This window comes from Mycobacterium sp. (genome assembly GCF_040398885.1).
Lineage (GTDB): Bacteria > Actinomycetota > Actinomycetes > Mycobacteriales > Mycobacteriaceae > Mycobacterium.
The window spans coordinates 1-15,239 of sequence record NZ_JBBATF010000068.1 but is presented as its reverse complement, the minus strand read 5'-3'; the positions used below and the strand labels follow the sequence as shown (position 1 = coordinate 15,239).

Sequence of the window (15,239 nt, the reverse complement as noted above, 5' to 3'; positions counted from 1 at the left end):
CGAAGCCCGCCGCGGCGAGCCGATCGGCGGCCGCGGTCAGCGCCCCGGCGTCCCGGGCCGCCAGCGCCCGGGCATGGGCGAGCGCAAGGTCGGTGTACTCGCAGACCACCAGGCCGGCGATCTGACCCATCGAGTCGGCCGCTCGGCGGTCGCCGAGTCGCGTGGCCTCGTGCCACGCCCGGACCGCCACCGCCGACTGTCCGCTGCGCTTGGCGGTCCGCGCGGCATCGCGCGCGGCGGTGATCGCGGCGTGCCGGTCCCCGATCGTGGCCAGCCGCCAGGCCCGGGCCATCCCGAGCTCGGGTGCGAACATCGCCGACTTGGTCCCGTGCAGGGACTGCGCGCGCGCCAGCGCCATCGCCGACTCGGCGACGCGGCCCTGATAGCCCAGCGCCGTGGTCAGGTACATCAACGCCAGCGGCCCCCAGGAGTAGCCGGTCCGGGCCAGCCTGTCCGCAGCCGGCCGCAAGAGGTCCGCTGCGGCGCCGGCCTCGCCCTGGGCCAGCAGCACCTGGGCCAGCAGCACCTCGCCGATGGAGCGGCCCGGCTGAGCCAGCTCGGCGAAATCGGTGAAGCGGCCGGCCGCCTCACGGGCCTCCCCAACCTTGCCGGCCATCAGCAGGGTGGTGGTCTCGGCAAGTCCGGCGGTGAACCGAAGCAGTCCCGGATACTCCGCGGCAAGGGCGCGCCGCACCGCCGGGCCGACGGAATCGAACCGGCCCATCCGCGCCGAACACAGAGCCGAGGCGCTCGCCGCGAACGCCACCGCTGCATCCGGGGCGTCGGAATGGTCCAGCACCTCGCCGGCCATTTCGACGGCACGGCGGACATTGCCGGCGTTCATCGCGAAGGTGGCCGACAGCGCATCCAGGGTGATGTGTGACGACCGCCCGCCGACCTTGCGGCGGACGTTCTGCAGGAACGTGGTGGCACGTTCGGGTTCCGACAGCATCCAGAACTGGTTGGCCGCCCGCGGCAGCGCCCAGGCCATCATCTGCTCCTCGGACAACCGGGCGGGATCGACCGCCGCCAGCACCGCGTCGGCCTCCCGCCCGCGGCCCTGCCACCCCAGTGTCGAACTCAGGGTCAGCCGGGCGTCGAAGTGCTCGCCGCGCTCCAGGGCCCCGCGGGCCAGTCTCTCGGCCAGCGCGGTGTCGCCCAGTTGCAGCGCCTCCTGGGCGGCGGCGACCACCGCGTCGCCGTCGACCGGCGCGTCGCCCTGCAGAGCGATCATGATCCGGCCCAGCCGCTCGGCCGGGGTTCGGCTCGGGGTGCCGGCCAGTCGGGTCGCCACCTCGCTGCGCAGTCGATGGATCTCCGAGCGATCCAGCATGGTGGCCAGCCGCTCCAGGAACAGCGGATGCCCGCCGTAGACCGCCTGCGCGCCCCCGAGTTCGGTGCGCAGTTGCGCCGCCCCGGCGTCGAGAGCCTGCTGCACGGTGGCCTCGTCGGTCAGCGCGGCCAGATCGGTGCGGGGCAGCGGTTCGAAGACGCACAGGTAGCCCAGCAGCAGCCGCACCCGAGGGGAGAGCATGCCGAGATACCGGTCGATGGCCGCCGCGAGGGTTTCGTCGGCCCCGCCGGTGGCCAGCAGCAGCCGCAGGTGCAGCGGGTTGCCTGCGCTGCGGCGGTACAACTTCGCCGGGTCGGCCGCACCGGCGGCGGCCACCATCGCGGCGCTCTCGTCCGCGTCGAACGGGATGACGTCGACCTGCTCGAGCAGGCCGTCGTTCCACAGTGCTCCGACCCCCTGCGGGATCCGGAGGACCGAACGCACCGTCACGATCAGCGGGTTGGCCGCCTCCTGCGCCAGGTGATAGACCAGGCCGGCCGAAAGCGGGTCGAGCAGCCGGGCGTTGTCGACGATGATCGGCCGCGAACCGACCCGGGACCGCAGGGAATCGGCCGCCGACTTGATCAGCGCGGCCGGCTTGCCGGCCTGACGGACGTCGATCAGCGGACCGAACGCGCCGAACGGAATCGCCGACTGGGTGACGGTGCCGACCACCCAGAGCGGTTCGCCCCGGCCGAGTCGTTCGACGGCCTGGGCTGCCAGGGTGGTCTTGCCGACGCCCTCGTTGCCCACCAGTGCGACGCCGGCGCGGCTCGTGCCGAGGGTGTCGACCAAGGGCCCCAGGGCGCGTCGCGGTACGAGCGTGCTGACCTGCATGGCAACCGACTCTAGGTGTCGCCCCGAGGCTCTGGGCTAGGTTTCAACCCGTGGCGCAACACCGCTCCGGGAATGGCTGGACGGTCTGTGTTTACTGCGCCGCCAGCCCGAACCATCCGGAATTGCTGGACCTTTCCCGCCGCGTCGGGCAGGGCATCGCCGAGCGCGGCTGGACCCTGGTGTCCGGCGGCGGCAACGTCTCGGCGATGGGGGCGGTCGCCGCCGGCGCGCGCTCCCGCGGCGGCCGCACCGTCGGGGTGATCCCCAAGGCGTTGGTTCACCGGGAACTGGCCGACGTGGACGCCGAAGAGCTGATCGTCACCGACACCATGCGACAGCGCAAGCAGGTCATGGAGGACCGCAGCGACGCCTTCCTGGCCCTGCCCGGCGGCATCGGCACCCTCGAGGAGCTCTTCGAGAGCTGGACCGCGGGCTATCTGGGGATGCACGACAAACCCCTGGTGCTGCTCGATCCGACCGGACACTACGACGGCCTGCTGCGCTGGCTCGACTCGCTGGTGTCCGGCGGTTACGTCGCGCGGGCGGCGCTGGAACGACTGGTGGTGGTCCGGGGGATCGACGCGGCGCTCGAATCCTGCGCGCCCGCGCCGACGTGACCGGGTAACCCGCCGTATCACGGCCTTCCGCCCAGAGACGTTCAGATCCAGGGCTACCAGCGGTTCGACGGCTACGACGCGGCCGGAACCAGGATCGGGGCGGTCGACACCGACGTCTCGGCCCAATGGGATGCCTTCGGGATCCGCAGCAAAGCCGTCCTGGTTACCGGGATCGCCGAGGGCAGCCCCGGCGCCGGTCCCGGCGAGGTCCCGCCGGTCGGTTCGGTGTTCAGCTTCCTGACATCGGGTGACAGCGGGTTCACGTCCGCGCACGCGACGGTGCCCCTGGCTTTCGGCGACCAGACCTCGTTCGAGATCGGCACTCCCGACGGCGACATCCCGTTGCGACGAGCAACGGCCCGGTGGCGGCGCGCACCGAGGTGACGTTCTACACCCCGGGGCGAACGGTCTGAGTTTCGGCTCGGGGCCGCCGGTGCGGTGGGCGCCGGCGCCTCGATGGCACCATATGGGCATGGGCGCGACGTTCTGCGGTAGGCCGGTGGCCGCCGACAGGGCGTTGATCATGGCGATCGTCAACCGCACACCCGACTCGTTCTACGACCGGGGTGCCACCTTCACCGACGAGGCGGCCATGGACGCGGTGCACCGGGTGGTCGCCGAGGGTGCCGACGTCATCGACATCGGCGGGGTCAAAGCCGGACCGGGCGATGTCGTCGACGCCGACGAGGAGAGCAGGCGGGTGGTGCCGTTCATCGAATGGCTCCGCGCCGCCTACCCCGACCAGTGCATCAGCGTCGACACCTGGCGGGCGTCGGTGGCCGCGCTGGCCTGCGCCGCCGGTGCCGACATCATCAACGACACCTGGGCGGGGGCGGACCCGCGACTGCCGGAGGTGGCCGCCGAATTCGGCGCGGGACTGGTCTGCTCGCATACCGGCGGTGCGGTGCCCCGCACCCGCCCGTTCCGGGTGAACTACGGCACCACGGTCACCGGGGTGGTCGACGCCGTCATCGCCGAGGTGACCGCGGCCGCCGAGCACGCCGCAAAGGTGGGGGTGCGCAGTGACGGGATACTGATAGATCCGACCCACGACTTCGGCAAGAACACCTTCCACGGACTGGCCCTGCTGCGGCACGTCGGCGACCTCGTCGGCACCGGATGGCCGGTTCTGATGGCGTTGAGCAACAAGGACTTCATCGGCGAGACCCTCGATGCCCAACTGTCCGAGCGGCTCGAGGGCACGCTGGCCGCGACCGCATTGGCCGCCGCGGACGGAGCGCGGATGTTCCGGGTGCACGAGGTGGGACCGACCCGCAGAGTGCTGGAGATGGTCGCCTCCATCCGGGGCGAGCGCCCGCCGGCCCGAACGGTCCGGGGCCTGGCATGACAGCCGATGTCGCCACCTTCGAGGCCTGGCTCGCCGACCACAGTTGGCAACGGCCGCCCTGGACGGTCGGCGAACTGACGGCGGCCAAACGGGGAAGGACCGTCTCGGTGGTGCTGCCGGCGCTCAACGAGGCCGGAACCGTTGGCGCCGTCATCGAGACGATCACCCCGATGCTGGGCGGACTGGTCGACGAACTGATCGTGCTGGACTCCGGATCCACCGACGACACCGCGGCCCGGGCCGCCGCCGCCGGCGCCCGCGTCGTGCGCCGCGAGGAGGCGCTGCCGGAGATTCCCCCGCAACCGGGCAAAGGCGAGGCGCTCTGGCGTTCGCTGGCGGCCACGTCCGGCGACATCATCGTGTTCATCGACTCCGACCTGATCGACCCCGACCCGATGTTCGTGCCCCGACTGGTCGGCCCGTTGCTGACCCGAGACGGCATCCATCTGGTCCGCGGCTTCTACCGGCGTCCGCTCAGACTGGACGGCGCCGACGAGGCAACCGGCGGGGGGAGGGTGACCGAACTGGTCGCCCGGCCACTGCTGGCGGCGCTGCGCCCGGAACTCGGCTGCGTGCTGCAACCGCTGGGCGGGGAGTACGCCGGAACCCGCGAACTGCTTTCCTCGGTGCCGTTCGCCCCGGGCTACGGGGTTGAGATCGGCATCCTCATCGACACCTACGACCAGTACGGCCTGGACGGCATCGCCCAGGTCAATCTGGGGGTGCGAACGCACCGCAACCGGCCGCTGAGCGAACTGGGCCCGATGAGCCGCCAGATCATCGCCACCCTGCTGACCCGCTGCGGGATCGCCGACTCGGGGGTGGGGCTGACCCGGTTCCTGCCCGATGCGACCGCCGACGGGAAAGACGGGTTCCTCGCGCGCACCTCGGAGGTCTGTCTGGACGACCGGCCGCCGATGAACACCCTGCGCTGAGGGATGGCAGGATCGGCGTCGTGACGCTGATCCTCACCTACCTCGTGGTGCTGGTCCTGATCGCCACCGTCCTGTTCGGGATCGTCAGTTTCCTGTTCGGCCGCGGCGAAGAGTTACCGCCGCTGCCGCGGGCCACCACCGCCACCGTGCTGCCGGCCTCGGGGGTGACCGGCGAGGACGTCGAGGCGGTCAAGTTCACCCAGGTGTTGCGCGGGTACAAGACCAGCGAGGTGGACTGGGTCCTGGACCGGCTGGGTGCGGAACTGGACCAGCTGCGCGGCGAACTCGCCACGGCGCGCGCCGCCGCCGGGTGGACCACCCCGCCGCATCTGCGGTGAGCGCCGGCGACGCGGCGGTCCGCTGCTCCTGGGCCACCGGGTCCGAACTGCTGCGCGAGTACCACGACCGGGAATGGGGGCGGCCGCTGCGGGGCCGGACCGCCATGTTCGAACGGATGACGCTGGAGGCTTTCCAGAGCGGTCTGTCCTGGCTGATCATCCTCCGGAAACGGGAGGCGTTCCGGCGCGCGTTCGGCGGGTTCGACATCGACACCGTCGCCGCGTACACCGACCGGGACGTAGGCCGGCTGCTGGCCGACCCCGGCATCGTGCGCAACCGCGCGAAAATCGAGGCCGCCATCGGCAACGCCCGGGTGGCAGCCGGTCTGGACGTCGACCTGTCCGATTTGCTGTGGTCCTACGCGCCGCCGCCCCGGCCCAGGCCCGCGACCGGCGTCGATGTGCCCTCAAGCTCGGCGGAGTCGACGGCCCTGGCCCGCGACCTGAGGCGTCGCGGGTTCCGTTTCATCGGCCCGACCACCGCGTACGCCCTGATGCAGGCCACCGGAATGGTCGACGACCACGTCCGGGACTGCCAGGTGGGTGGCCCATTTTCCACTATTGGCCGCCGATAGGGAACAATGGAGTGCACTGGAGTTAACCGAACCCGACACCCGGTTGGTGCCGGCGGGTCTGCTCGATCTGGAGGGAGCACTCGATGGCGGCGATGAAGCCCCGGACCGGCGACGGTCCATTGGAGGCAACCAAGGAGGGGCGGGGCATCGTGATGCGGGTGCCACTGGAGGGCGGCGGCAGGCTCGTCGTCGAACTCACCCCGGACGAGGCGGCCGCCCTGGGCGACGAACTCAAAGGCGTCACCAGCTGACTTTCAGCACCTGTTCTCAGCGCGGTCCGACGCCTGGTCCGGTCCCAGAGACTCCGCGGTAGATCTCCAGGGTCTGCTCGGCGATCCGGGCCCAGGAAAACTCGTCGACGCAACGCTTCCGGCCGGCCCGGCCGAATCGCTCCGCCTTCGCCGGATCCGCCACGAGGGCGTTGACCGCATCGGCCAGTCCGGCCTCGAAGGCCCGGGGGTCCTCCGCGTCGTAGTGCACCAGGATGCCGGTGACACCGTCATCGACGACCTCGGGAATTCCGCCGACGTCGGATGCGACCACGGCCGTCCCGCAGGCCATCGCCTCCAGGTTCACGATCCCCAGCGGCTCGTATATCGACGGGCAAACGAAAGCTGTTGCCGCAGAGAGGATCTCACGGATCTCCTGCACGGGAAGGAAATCGCGGATCCAGAACACCCCGCGGCGCCTCGCCGAAAGTTCGTCGACCGCCGACTTCACCTCGGCGCCGATGTCGGGGGTGTCGGGCGCCCCGGCGCACAGCACCAGTTGAACGTCGGGATCGAATCGGTGCGCCGCCGCGATCAGATGCGGCACCCCCTTCTGCCGGGTGATCCGGCCGACGAACGCCACCATCGGCCGGGACGGGTCCACCCCGAGTTCGGCCAGCACCGAACTCTGCGGGTCGGGACCGGCCGGATGCCAGACGCCGGTGTCGATTCCGTTCTTGACCACGTGCACCCGCGCCGGGTCGAGCTCCGGGTACACCGCCAACACGTCGTCGCGCATCCCCGAACTGACCGCGATCACCGCGTCGGCGGCCAGGATCGCGGTGCGCTCCACCCACAACGACACCCGGTACCCGCCGCCGAGCTGCTCGGCCTTCCAGGGCCGCATCGGCTCCAGTGAGTGCGCGGTCAGCACATGCGGGACGCCGTGCAGCATCGCGGCCAGGTGCCCGGCCATGCCGGTGTACCAGGTGTGCGAGTGCACCACCGTGGCCGGCCGGTCCGGTCCGGAGGCGGCGTTGGCCATCCGCAGATCCGTCGACAGGGTCGACAGCGCCGCGTTCGCCGGGGGCTCGGCAAGGGCCAGTGCGGGGTCGGGCTGGTGGGCGAACGCCGTCTCCCGGGGCACGCCCATGCAGTGCACGTCCACCTCGCACAGACGGCGCAACTGGGCGACGAGCTCGGTGACGTGGACGCCGGCTCCGCCGTACACCTCGGGGGGATATTCCCGGGTCATCATCGCCACCCGCACACCGCCGGCCACCATGATGCTGAACGTAGTCCAACCCGGGCCCGTGGAACCCCGATCGGCGCGGGTAAACCACGATTGCCCTAGCCGTCCCAGTAGGCGGGTGGTTAGGTTTACTTCCATGAGGGAGCTGCCGCATGTGCTCGGCATCGTCCTGGCCGGGGGTGAGGGCAAGCGCCTCTACCCGCTGACGGCGGACCGGGCCAAGCCGGCAGTTCCCTTCGGGGGCGCCTACCGCCTCATCGACTTCGTGCTGTCGAATCTGGTCAACGCGCGGTATCTGCGCATCTGCGTTCTGACCCAGTACAAGTCACACTCCCTGGACCGGCACATCTCGCAGAACTGGCGCCTCTCCGGCCTGGCGGGGGAGTACATCACCCCGGTTCCCGCCCAGCAGCGCCTCGGGCCTCGCTGGTACACCGGCTCGGCCGACGCGATCTATCAGTCGCTGAACCTCATCTACGACGAGGATCCGGACTACATCGTGGTGTTCGGCGCCGATCACGTGTACCGGATGGACCCCGAGCAGATGGTGAAGTTCCACGTCGACAGCGGCGCCGGGGCGACGGTTGCCGGCATCCGGGTGCCGCGCGAGGAGGCCGGCGCCTTCGGGTGCATCGAGGCAGACGAGTCCGGCCGCATCCGCAGCTTCGTGGAGAAGCCGACGTACCCGCCGGGCACCCCGGACAATCCCGAGCAGACCTTCGTGTCGATGGGCAACTACATCTTCACCACCAAGGTGCTCATCGACGCCATCCGCGCCGACGCTGACGACGAGACCTCCGATCACGACATGGGCGGCGACATCATTCCGCGACTGGTCGCCGACGGCATGGCGGCGGTCTACGACTTCAACGACAACGAGGTGCCCGGCGCCACCGAACGCGACCACGGCTACTGGCGGGACGTCGGGACGCTCGACGCGTTCTACGACGCGCACATGGACCTGGTGTCGGTGCACCCGGTGTTCAACCTCTACAACAAACGCTGGCCGATCCGCGGGGAGTCGGAGAACCTGGCGCCGGCCAAGTTCGTCAACGGCGGATCGGCCCAGGAGTCGGTCGTCGGCGCGGGCAGCATCATCTCCGCCGCCTCGGTGCGCAATTCGGTGCTGTCGAGCAATGTGGTGGTCGACGACGGCGCCATCGTCGAGGGCAGCGTCCTGATGCCCGGTGTGCGGGTGGGCCGCGGGGCGGTGGTGCGCCGGGCGATCCTGGACAAGAACGTCGTCGTGGGCCCCGGTGAGATGGTCGGCGTGGACTTGGAGAAGGACCGCGATCGTTTCGCGATCAGCGGCGGCGGAGTGGTCGCCGTCGGCAAGGGCGTCTGGATCTAACCCGCGCAACCCGCCCGCATCCCCCCGCGAGCAGACGTAGAGGCCCCTGAAACCCCGGCGTGTCGTGGGACGTCTACGTCTGCTCGCGGGGGGAGTGGGGAGGGGGGGAGTGGGGAGGGGCGACGCTGGACGGGCGACGGCGACGACGGCGCAGCAGGGACACCGCGGCCCAGCCCAGGGCGATAAGGGCGACCAGTACGAGCGCGGGTAGCAGGATCGCGATGAAGGTGAGTCCGACGCTGGTGATGTCCTCGACGGTGCTCAGCACCGGTGCGGCGACCCCTGCGGTTGCGGCGTTGGCGGCAGGCCGGACGGTGGTCTTCGTCAGGTGCACCGCCAACGCCGTGACGACGCCGATGGCGACGGGCACCCACTGGCCGGTGCGGGCGAAGGCACCGGGATCGGTGATCGCGGCGGTCTGGGCGGCGGTTCCCGATCCGAAGACGATTCCGCCGGCCGTCGGGCGGATGACGGTCTGAACCGTGTCGTTGATCGAGTCGAGCGCCGGGATCTTGTCGGCCACGATCTCGACCAGCAGAAGGGTCGCGACGATCGCGATGACCCAGCCGTTCTGCAGCCAGGCCCACCCCGGGGGCAGGTTGACCAGGTTGGTGTAGCGGTCCAGCAGGCCCATCGAGAGCATCGGTATGTAGGCGTTCAGGCCCGCCGCGCTGGCCAGGCCCAGGCCTGTCATGAACTCCACGTATGCCTCCTCAACACGTATGCCTCCTCAACACGTATGCCTCCGACACGTATGCCTCCGACACGTATGCCTCCAACACGTGAGCCTCCCCGATCAGTCGCGCACGGCCACCAGGATGCCGTCGCCGAGCGGCACCATCACCGGGGTGAACCGCTCGTCCTCGGCGATCAGCCGGGCGGCCTCGCGCACCGCCATGACGTCGCTGTCCGCGGCGGCCGGGTCACCGGCCCGGCCGTCGAGCGCGGCGTGGTGGACGACCATGATGCCGCCCGGCCGCAGCAGCCGCACTCCTTCGGTGACGAAGTTGGCCTGGTCGCCGGGCGCCGCGTCGAAGAACACCAGGTCATAGGACTCATCGGCCAGCCTGGTCAGGACGTCCTGGGCCCGCCCGGCGATCAACCGGGTCCGGCCGGGACCGACACCGGCCTCGGTGAAGGCCTGTTTGGCCAGCCGCTGATGCTCCGGCTCGACGTCGATCGTGGTGAGCACGCCGTCATCGCGCATGCCGGACAGCAGCCACAGGCCGCTCACGCCGGCGCCGGTGCCCACCTCCACGACGGCCCGGCCGCCGGACAGCCGAGTCAGCAGACCCAGTAGCGCCCCTGCCGCCGGCGTCACGGCCCCCGCGCCGGCGTCCACGGCGCGCTCCCGGGCGGCGGTGACTATCGCGTCCTCCGATATCGAGTTCTCGGCGTGGGCGAGGATCCGCTCGGCTCGGCTCGACACAGGTCGGTCTGCCGTGTCATCAAGGGTGGACATGCCAGCAGCGTAGAACACCTGCACTGCGACGTGGGCCGACGCGCCAGTTTGCCACGCCTTGGACCCGCACTTGCGATCAGCCAATCTAAGGAAATTGCTCAGAAATTGGATACTCCAAGCATTTTGCCAGTTAAGGGCTGGTTAAGGCCGCGGTTTCCAGATAGGATCGGCTTTGCTCCCCTGGCTGGCAAACTTCGATACGGAAAACTGACACGCATGAAAGCCCACAGCGGTTGGGCGGGGAATGTCCCCGGTAGGTCGGCTGTTGTCTCTGTTGAAGCGTTCGTCGGTACGTCGCCGTCAGCGCGCGACCCTCAGGAGGATCCGACGAGCACCACATTGACGGCCCCGATCGCCGAGTCGCACACCGCCCCGGAGGGGGAGGCCGACTGGGTTCAGCCGTCCGACGACCTGCAGGGCACCGCGGTTTTCGACGCCACCGGTGACCGGGCGGCCATGCCGTCCTGGGACGAATTGGCCCGCCAGCACGCCGACCGGGTCTACCGGCTGGCCTACCGGCTCTCGGGCAACCAGCACGACGCCGAGGACCTCACCCAGGAGACCTTCATCCGGGTGTTCCGCTCGCTGCAGAACTATCAGCCCGGCACCTTCGAGGGCTGGTTGCACCGGATCACCACCAACCTGTTCCTGGACATGGTCCGGCGGCGCGGCCGGATTCGCATGGAAGCGCTGCCCACCGATTACGACCGGGTGCCGGCGGGCGAGCCCAACCCCGAACAGATCTACCACGACTCGCGGCTCGGCCCGGACCTCCAGGCGGCACTGGACTCGCTGCCGCCGGAGTTCCGCGCCGCGGTGGTCCTCTGCGACATCGAAGGGCTGTCCTACGAGGAGATCGGCGCCACCCTCGGGGTCAAGCTGGGTACGGTTCGCAGCCGCATCCACCGGGGTCGCCAGGCGCTGCGGGACTACCTTGCCGTCCAAGGCCACAGTGCGGTGAAGCCCGCCTGAGCGGCGTCGTCGCGATACATTCGACGACAGCGGTATGCAGGCGTGCGGAAGGGAGCGCGGGCGATGGTCGATCGGGGTCACTTCCTCCGTCGCGCCCTGGGTTTCATGCCGTCGAACTTCGTCTCGGTGGATCAGGCGGCGCTCGACGCCCCGCCCCGCTTCCGGTCCACCGACCATCTGTCCACCGAAGCCGTCGCCGCCTACGCGGACGGCGAACTGCTGATGAAGGCCCACCTACGGGCGGCCAGTCATCTGTCCCAGTGTCCGCAGTGCGCCGCCGAGGTGGACGCCCAGATGCAGGCGCGCGCTGCTCTGCGGGATTCCCGTCCGGTCACCATGCCCAGCACGCTGATGGGGTTGCTGGCCCAGATCCCGCAGTCCACTCCCGAGGAGCCGGAATCCCCGGACGGCGACGAATCCGGCGGTGGGAACGGGGCCGGTGAACCACGGGGCAGGCGCAAGCGCCGGTAGGGTGAAGACCAACATCGGGCAGCGCGGGCCGGCAAAGTCACGCCCCGCTGCGCAGCGTTCGGATAGAGGTTGATTTTGAGCTCCAACAACGACACGCGCGAGGGCGCGCCCAGACTGGCGCCCCGGCCGGTCTCCCGGCCCGCGGTTGACCCGGAGTCGGTCCGCACGTTCGGCCGACCCGACGGGGTCGACGGTTCCTTCGCGGCCGAGAACCTCCGACCGGCCCGGTACCGCGGGGCCGCCGCTCAACCGGCGGGCGCCAGGAAGGCCGATCCGGTCCTGCAGGAGGCCTTCGGCCGCCCTTACCCGAGCGTCGAGTCGCTGCAGCGCCACCCGGCCGACGCCGGCGCACTGGACGCCCGCGACGACGAGGCCGAAGCCCCCGACGATCCGTGGCGCGACCCGGCCGCCGGCGTCGCGCTGGGCAACCCGGCGCTGGAGCGTCCCGCCCCCGTCATCGTCGGCCCGCCGCCCGGCAAGCTCGGCGTGCGGGAGGTGCTCTTCGGCGGCCGGGTTTCGCCCATCGCGTTGGCCGTGCTCGGTATCACTGCCCTGATGATCGGCATGGTGGGAGGCTGGGTCGGACGCAAGACCGCCGAGGTGGTCGAGGCGTTCACCACCTCGAAGGTCACGCTGCAGACCTCGGACACCGGTGACCTGCCCGCCGGCCGGTTCAGTCAGGTGGCTGCCTCGGTGGCCGATTCGGTGGTCACCATCGAGGCCAAGAGCGACGAAGAGGGTTCGCAGGGCTCCGGAGTCGTCGTCGACGGCCGCGGTTACGTCGTCACCAACAACCACGTCATCTCCGAGGCGGCCGCCACCCCGGGCAAGTTCAAGCTGACGGTGGTGTTCAACGACGGCGAGGAGGTGCCGGCCAACCTGGTCGGACGCGACCCCAAGACCGACCTGGCCGTGTTGAAGGTCGACAACGTCGACAACCTCACCGTGGGACGCCTCGGGGACTCCGACAAGCTCAAGGTCGGCGAGGAGGTCGTCGCCGTCGGCGCACCGCTGGGCCTCCGCAGCACCGTCACCCACGGAATCATCAGCGCCCTGAACCGTCCGGTGCCGCTGTCCGGTGAGGGCTCCGACACCGACACCGTCATCGACGGCGTGCAGACCGACGCCTCGATCAACCACGGCAACTCCGGCGGCCCGCTGATCAATATGAATTCAGAGGTGATCGGGATCAACACCGCCGGAAAGTCCCTGTCCGACAGTGCAAGTGGGCTCGGCTTCGCCATCCCGGTCAACGAGGTCAAGGCCACCGTCGAGGCGCTGATCAAAGAAGGCAAGATCTCGCACCCGACGCTGGGGGTCACCGCCTCGTCGGTCAGCAATGACCTCGCACAGGGTGCGCAGATCCGCAACGTCACCGCCGGCGGGCCGGCCGACAAGGGCGGCCTCAAGGAGAACGACGTCGTGGTGAAGGTCGGCGATCGCGTGGTGGCCGACGCCGACGAGATGGTCGTCGCGGTCCGCCAGTTGACGATCGGCAAGGACGCGCCGATCGAGGTCATTCGGGAGGGCCGGAAGGTCACGCTCACGGTGAACCCGGCGCCGGACAAGCCCACGAGCTAGCCGTCATGTTCTCTAACGTCGGTTGGGGCGAGATGCTCCTGTTGGTCATCGTCGGCATGGTCGTCCTCGGGCCCGAACGGCTGCCGGGCGCCATCCAGTGGACCGCCACGAACATCAGGCGGGCCCGCGAATACCTCACCGGTGCGACGCGCGAACTCCGCGAGGAGTTCGGTTCGGAGATCGACGAGTTCCGCCAGCCGATCAACGAGTTGCAGAAACTGCGGGGGATGACGCCCAGGTCGGCGATCACCAGGCACCTGCTCGACGGCGACGACTCCTGGCTCACCGGGGAGTTCGACTCCGCTCAACCGGTGAAGCCGCAGAGCGCACCGGGGCCCCAGAGCGCCCCGCCGGCGCCGAGCGGGCCGGCGCCCTCGGAGGTGCCGGCGCAGACCGGTTCGGCGCCCTCGGAGGTGCCGGCGCAGACCGGGCCGGCGCCCTCGGAGGTGCCGGCGCAGGCCGGGCCGGCGCCGTTCGACTCAGACGCAACCTGAGCCGCGACCAGAGCCGTCAGCGCCGGGCCGGGTCCAGGCCCAGTGACATCCCGGCCAGCCCGCGCCGACGGGCGGCCAGCTTGTCGGCGACCCCGCGCAGTTCGCGGGCCGCTGCCGAATCGGGCGCTGAAAGCACCAGTGGCACACCGCAATCCCCGGCCGCGACCAGTGCCGGATCAAGTGGGACCTGGCCGAGCAGGGGAACGTCCGCGCCGACCGCTCGAGTCAGTCTCTCGGCCACCTGGAGGCCACCACCCGCACCGAATACCTGCATGGTGGAGCCGTCCGGGAGCACCAGCCCGGACATGTTCTCCACCACGCCGACGATGCGCTGGCGGGTCTGCAGTGCGATCGCCCCGGCCCGCTCGGCCACTTCGGCCGCCGCCGCCTGCGGGGTGGTCACCACGAGTATCTCCGCACTCGGCAGCAGTTGGGCCACCGAGATCGCCACGTCACCGGTGCCGGGCGGCAGGTCGAGCAGGAGCACGTCCAGGTCGCCCCAGTAGACATCGGCCAGGAACTGCTGCAGCGCCCGGTGCAGCATCGGTCCGCGCCACACCACCGGGACGTTGCCGGAGGTGAACTGGGCGATCGAGATGACCTTCACGTCGTGGGCCACCGGCGGCAGGATCATCGACTCGACCTGGGTCGGGCGGTCGTCGGTCCCCATCATCCGCGGCACAGAGTGGCCGTAGATGTCGGCGTCGAGCAGACCCACCGAAAGCCCACGCGCGGCCAGTGCGGCCGCGAGATTGACTGTGACACTGGACTTCCCGACGCCGCCCTTGCCGGAGGCCACCGCGTACACCCGGGTCAGCGAGCCGGGCTGGGCGAACGGGATCACCGGTTCGCCCGAGACTCCCTGATCGCCGCGCAACTGCTTGCGCAGTTCGGTGCGCTGCTCGTCGCTCATCACGTCCAGGTCGACGGTGATGGCGCCGGTACCGGGTACGTCGGCCACCGCGGCGTGCACCCGTTCGGTGATCTCCGACTTCTTCGGACACGCACCGGTGGTCAGATAGATCTCGACGTGGGTGGCGCCGTCGGGTGCGACCGTGACGTTTTTGACCATGTTGAGTTCGGTGATCGGCCGCCGCAGCTCGGGATCGATGACCTTGGCCAGCGCCGCGCGGACGGCTTTCTCCAGTTCGGTGCTCATCGCAGCCGAGTCTAGGTGCCGACAGCGCGGCCGCGGCGCCGAGGGTTGGTGCCGCTGCCGGCTAGACGGGCCCGGGAGGAGCGGCCGGCCCCGGTGCGGGAGCCGGTCCCGGCGGCGGTGGCGGGGGCAACCACGGCGGCGGCGGGGGGGCCGGTGCGACGGGCACCTCGGCCGCGGGTGCTGGTGCCAGGCCGGGTGGCGGGGCCGCGGGTGCGGCCGCGGGTGCTGGTGCCAGGCCGGGTGGCGGGGCCGCGGGTGCGGGTGCGGGTGCGGGTGCCAGGCCGGGTGGCGGGGCCGCGGGTGCG

The 15,239-nt window shown here is 70.5% G+C and carries 17 protein-coding genes; 11 read left to right on the top strand and 6 right to left on the bottom strand.

Annotation, left to right across the window (positions count from 1 at the left end; translation table 11 throughout):
• The coding region (locus ADBZ5U_RS08345) for an AAA family ATPase (protein WP_526264306.1) at nt 1–2,170 on the bottom strand (2,170 nt) is incomplete at its 3' end.
• Nucleotides 2,171–2,220: 50 nt separating this feature from the next.
• Between ADBZ5U_RS08345 and log the strand changes: the two genes are divergently transcribed.
• Nucleotides 2,221–2,787: a cytokinin riboside 5'-monophosphate phosphoribohydrolase gene (gene log / locus ADBZ5U_RS08340; protein WP_526264304.1), complete on the top strand. Its 567-nt coding sequence runs from the start codon at nt 2,221–2,223 to the stop codon at nt 2,785–2,787.
• Between the two features lie 71 nt (nt 2,788–2,858).
• On the opposite strand, the gene ADBZ5U_RS08335 is transcribed toward log, so the two are convergent.
• On the bottom strand, nt 2,859–3,110 hold the full coding sequence (locus ADBZ5U_RS08335) for a hypothetical protein (protein WP_526264302.1): 252 nt from the start codon (nt 3,108–3,110) through the stop codon (nt 2,859–2,861).
• 149 nt (nt 3,111–3,259) lie between these two features.
• On the opposite strand from ADBZ5U_RS08335, the gene folP reads away from it, so the two are divergent.
• From folP to ADBZ5U_RS08310, 5 genes are all read left to right on the top strand, one after another.
• Complete coding sequence (gene folP / locus ADBZ5U_RS08330) at nt 3,260–4,135, top strand: dihydropteroate synthase (RefSeq protein ID WP_526264300.1); 876 nt, start codon at nt 3,260–3,262, stop codon at nt 4,133–4,135.
• A complete protein-coding gene (locus tag ADBZ5U_RS08325) occupies nt 4,132–5,070 on the top strand; it encodes a glucosyl-3-phosphoglycerate synthase (protein WP_526264298.1) in 939 nt (312 codons plus the stop codon). Before folP ends, ADBZ5U_RS08325 begins: the two co-directional genes overlap by 4 nt.
• 20 nt (nt 5,071–5,090) lie before the next feature.
• On the top strand, nt 5,091–5,408 hold the full coding sequence (locus ADBZ5U_RS08320) for a DivIVA domain-containing protein (RefSeq protein ID WP_526264296.1): 318 nt from the start codon (nt 5,091–5,093) through the stop codon (nt 5,406–5,408).
• On the top strand, nt 5,405–5,983 hold the full coding sequence (locus ADBZ5U_RS08315; RefSeq protein WP_526264294.1) for a DNA-3-methyladenine glycosylase I: 579 nt from the start codon (nt 5,405–5,407) through the stop codon (nt 5,981–5,983). The genes ADBZ5U_RS08320 and ADBZ5U_RS08315 overlap by 4 nt, the downstream gene beginning before the upstream one ends.
• 83 nt (nt 5,984–6,066) lie before the next feature.
• A complete protein-coding gene (locus ADBZ5U_RS08310; RefSeq protein ID WP_003406247.1) occupies nt 6,067–6,234 on the top strand; it encodes a DUF3117 domain-containing protein in 168 nt (55 codons plus the stop codon).
• Nucleotides 6,235–6,250: 16 nt separating this feature from the next.
• Here ADBZ5U_RS08310 and glgA read toward each other — a convergent pair whose 3' ends face one another.
• Complete coding sequence (glgA, locus tag ADBZ5U_RS08305; RefSeq protein WP_526264308.1) at nt 6,251–7,462, bottom strand: glycogen synthase; 1,212 nt, start codon at nt 7,460–7,462, stop codon at nt 6,251–6,253.
• A 118-nt stretch (nt 7,463–7,580) separates the two neighbouring features.
• Between glgA and glgC the strand changes: the two genes are divergently transcribed.
• Nucleotides 7,581–8,795, top strand: a complete 1,215-nt coding sequence (gene glgC, locus ADBZ5U_RS08300; protein ID WP_526264292.1) for a glucose-1-phosphate adenylyltransferase — start codon at nt 7,581–7,583, stop codon at nt 8,793–8,795.
• Nucleotides 8,796–8,868: 73 nt separating this feature from the next.
• On the opposite strand, the gene ADBZ5U_RS08295 is transcribed toward glgC, so the two are convergent.
• Together ADBZ5U_RS08295 and ADBZ5U_RS08290 are read right to left on the bottom strand one after the other, a co-directional pair.
• Entirely contained in the window at nt 8,869–9,498 is a 630-nt protein-coding gene (locus tag ADBZ5U_RS08295) for a DUF4126 family protein (RefSeq protein ID WP_526264290.1), read from the bottom strand.
• Nucleotides 9,499–9,591: 93 nt separating this feature from the next.
• On the bottom strand, nt 9,592–10,257 hold the full coding sequence (locus ADBZ5U_RS08290; protein WP_526264288.1) for an O-methyltransferase: 666 nt from the start codon (nt 10,255–10,257) through the stop codon (nt 9,592–9,594).
• Between the two features lie 216 nt (nt 10,258–10,473).
• Between ADBZ5U_RS08290 and sigE the strand changes: the two genes are divergently transcribed.
• The 4 genes from sigE (at nt 10,474) to tatB (ending at nt 13,775) form a co-directional block, all read left to right on the top strand.
• Complete coding sequence (gene sigE / locus ADBZ5U_RS08285) at nt 10,474–11,229, top strand: RNA polymerase sigma factor SigE (RefSeq protein WP_526264286.1); 756 nt, start codon at nt 10,474–10,476, stop codon at nt 11,227–11,229.
• A gap of 63 nt (nt 11,230–11,292) precedes the next feature.
• Entirely contained in the window at nt 11,293–11,700 is a 408-nt protein-coding gene (gene rseA / locus ADBZ5U_RS08280; RefSeq protein ID WP_526264284.1) for an anti-sigma E factor RseA, read from the top strand.
• 75 nt (nt 11,701–11,775) lie between these two features.
• Nucleotides 11,776–13,281: a serine protease HtrA gene (gene htrA / locus ADBZ5U_RS08275; protein ID WP_526264282.1), complete on the top strand. Its 1,506-nt coding sequence runs from the start codon at nt 11,776–11,778 to the stop codon at nt 13,279–13,281.
• A gap of 5 nt (nt 13,282–13,286) precedes the next feature.
• Entirely contained in the window at nt 13,287–13,775 is a 489-nt protein-coding gene (tatB, locus tag ADBZ5U_RS08270; RefSeq protein WP_526264280.1) for a Sec-independent protein translocase protein TatB, read from the top strand.
• Nucleotides 13,776–13,791: 16 nt separating this feature from the next.
• Here the strand turns inward: tatB and ADBZ5U_RS08265 are convergent, their stop codons facing one another.
• Nucleotides 13,792–14,934 (bottom strand): P-loop NTPase, encoded by a 1,143-nt coding sequence (locus ADBZ5U_RS08265; protein ID WP_526264278.1) that lies wholly within the window; start codon nt 14,932–14,934, stop codon nt 13,792–13,794.
• Between the last annotated feature and the right edge of the window lie 305 nt (nt 14,935–15,239).

Excerpts from the sequence above, each read along its gene's own strand:
- tatB (WP_526264280.1), top strand. The coding sequence starts at position 13,287 with ATGTTCTCTAACGTCGGTTGGGGCGAGATGCTCCTGTTGGTCATCGTC.
- sigE (WP_526264286.1), top strand. The coding sequence starts at position 10,474 with ATGAAAGCCCACAGCGGTTGGGCGGGGAATGTCCCCGGTAGGTCGGCT.
- glgC (WP_526264292.1), top strand. The coding sequence starts at position 7,581 with ATGAGGGAGCTGCCGCATGTGCTCGGCATCGTCCTGGCCGGGGGTGAG.
- folP (WP_526264300.1), top strand. The coding sequence starts at position 3,260 with ATGGGCGCGACGTTCTGCGGTAGGCCGGTGGCCGCCGACAGGGCGTTG.
- rseA (WP_526264284.1), top strand. The coding sequence starts at position 11,293 with ATGGTCGATCGGGGTCACTTCCTCCGTCGCGCCCTGGGTTTCATGCCG.
- ADBZ5U_RS08325 (WP_526264298.1), top strand. The coding sequence starts at position 4,132 with ATGACAGCCGATGTCGCCACCTTCGAGGCCTGGCTCGCCGACCACAGT.
- ADBZ5U_RS08310 (WP_003406247.1), top strand. The coding sequence starts at position 6,067 with ATGGCGGCGATGAAGCCCCGGACCGGCGACGGTCCATTGGAGGCAACC.
- ADBZ5U_RS08265 (WP_526264278.1), bottom strand. The coding sequence starts at position 14,934 with ATGAGCACCGAACTGGAGAAAGCCGTCCGCGCGGCGCTGGCCAAGGTC.
- ADBZ5U_RS08290 (WP_526264288.1), bottom strand. The coding sequence starts at position 10,257 with ATGTCCACCCTTGATGACACGGCAGACCGACCTGTGTCGAGCCGAGCC.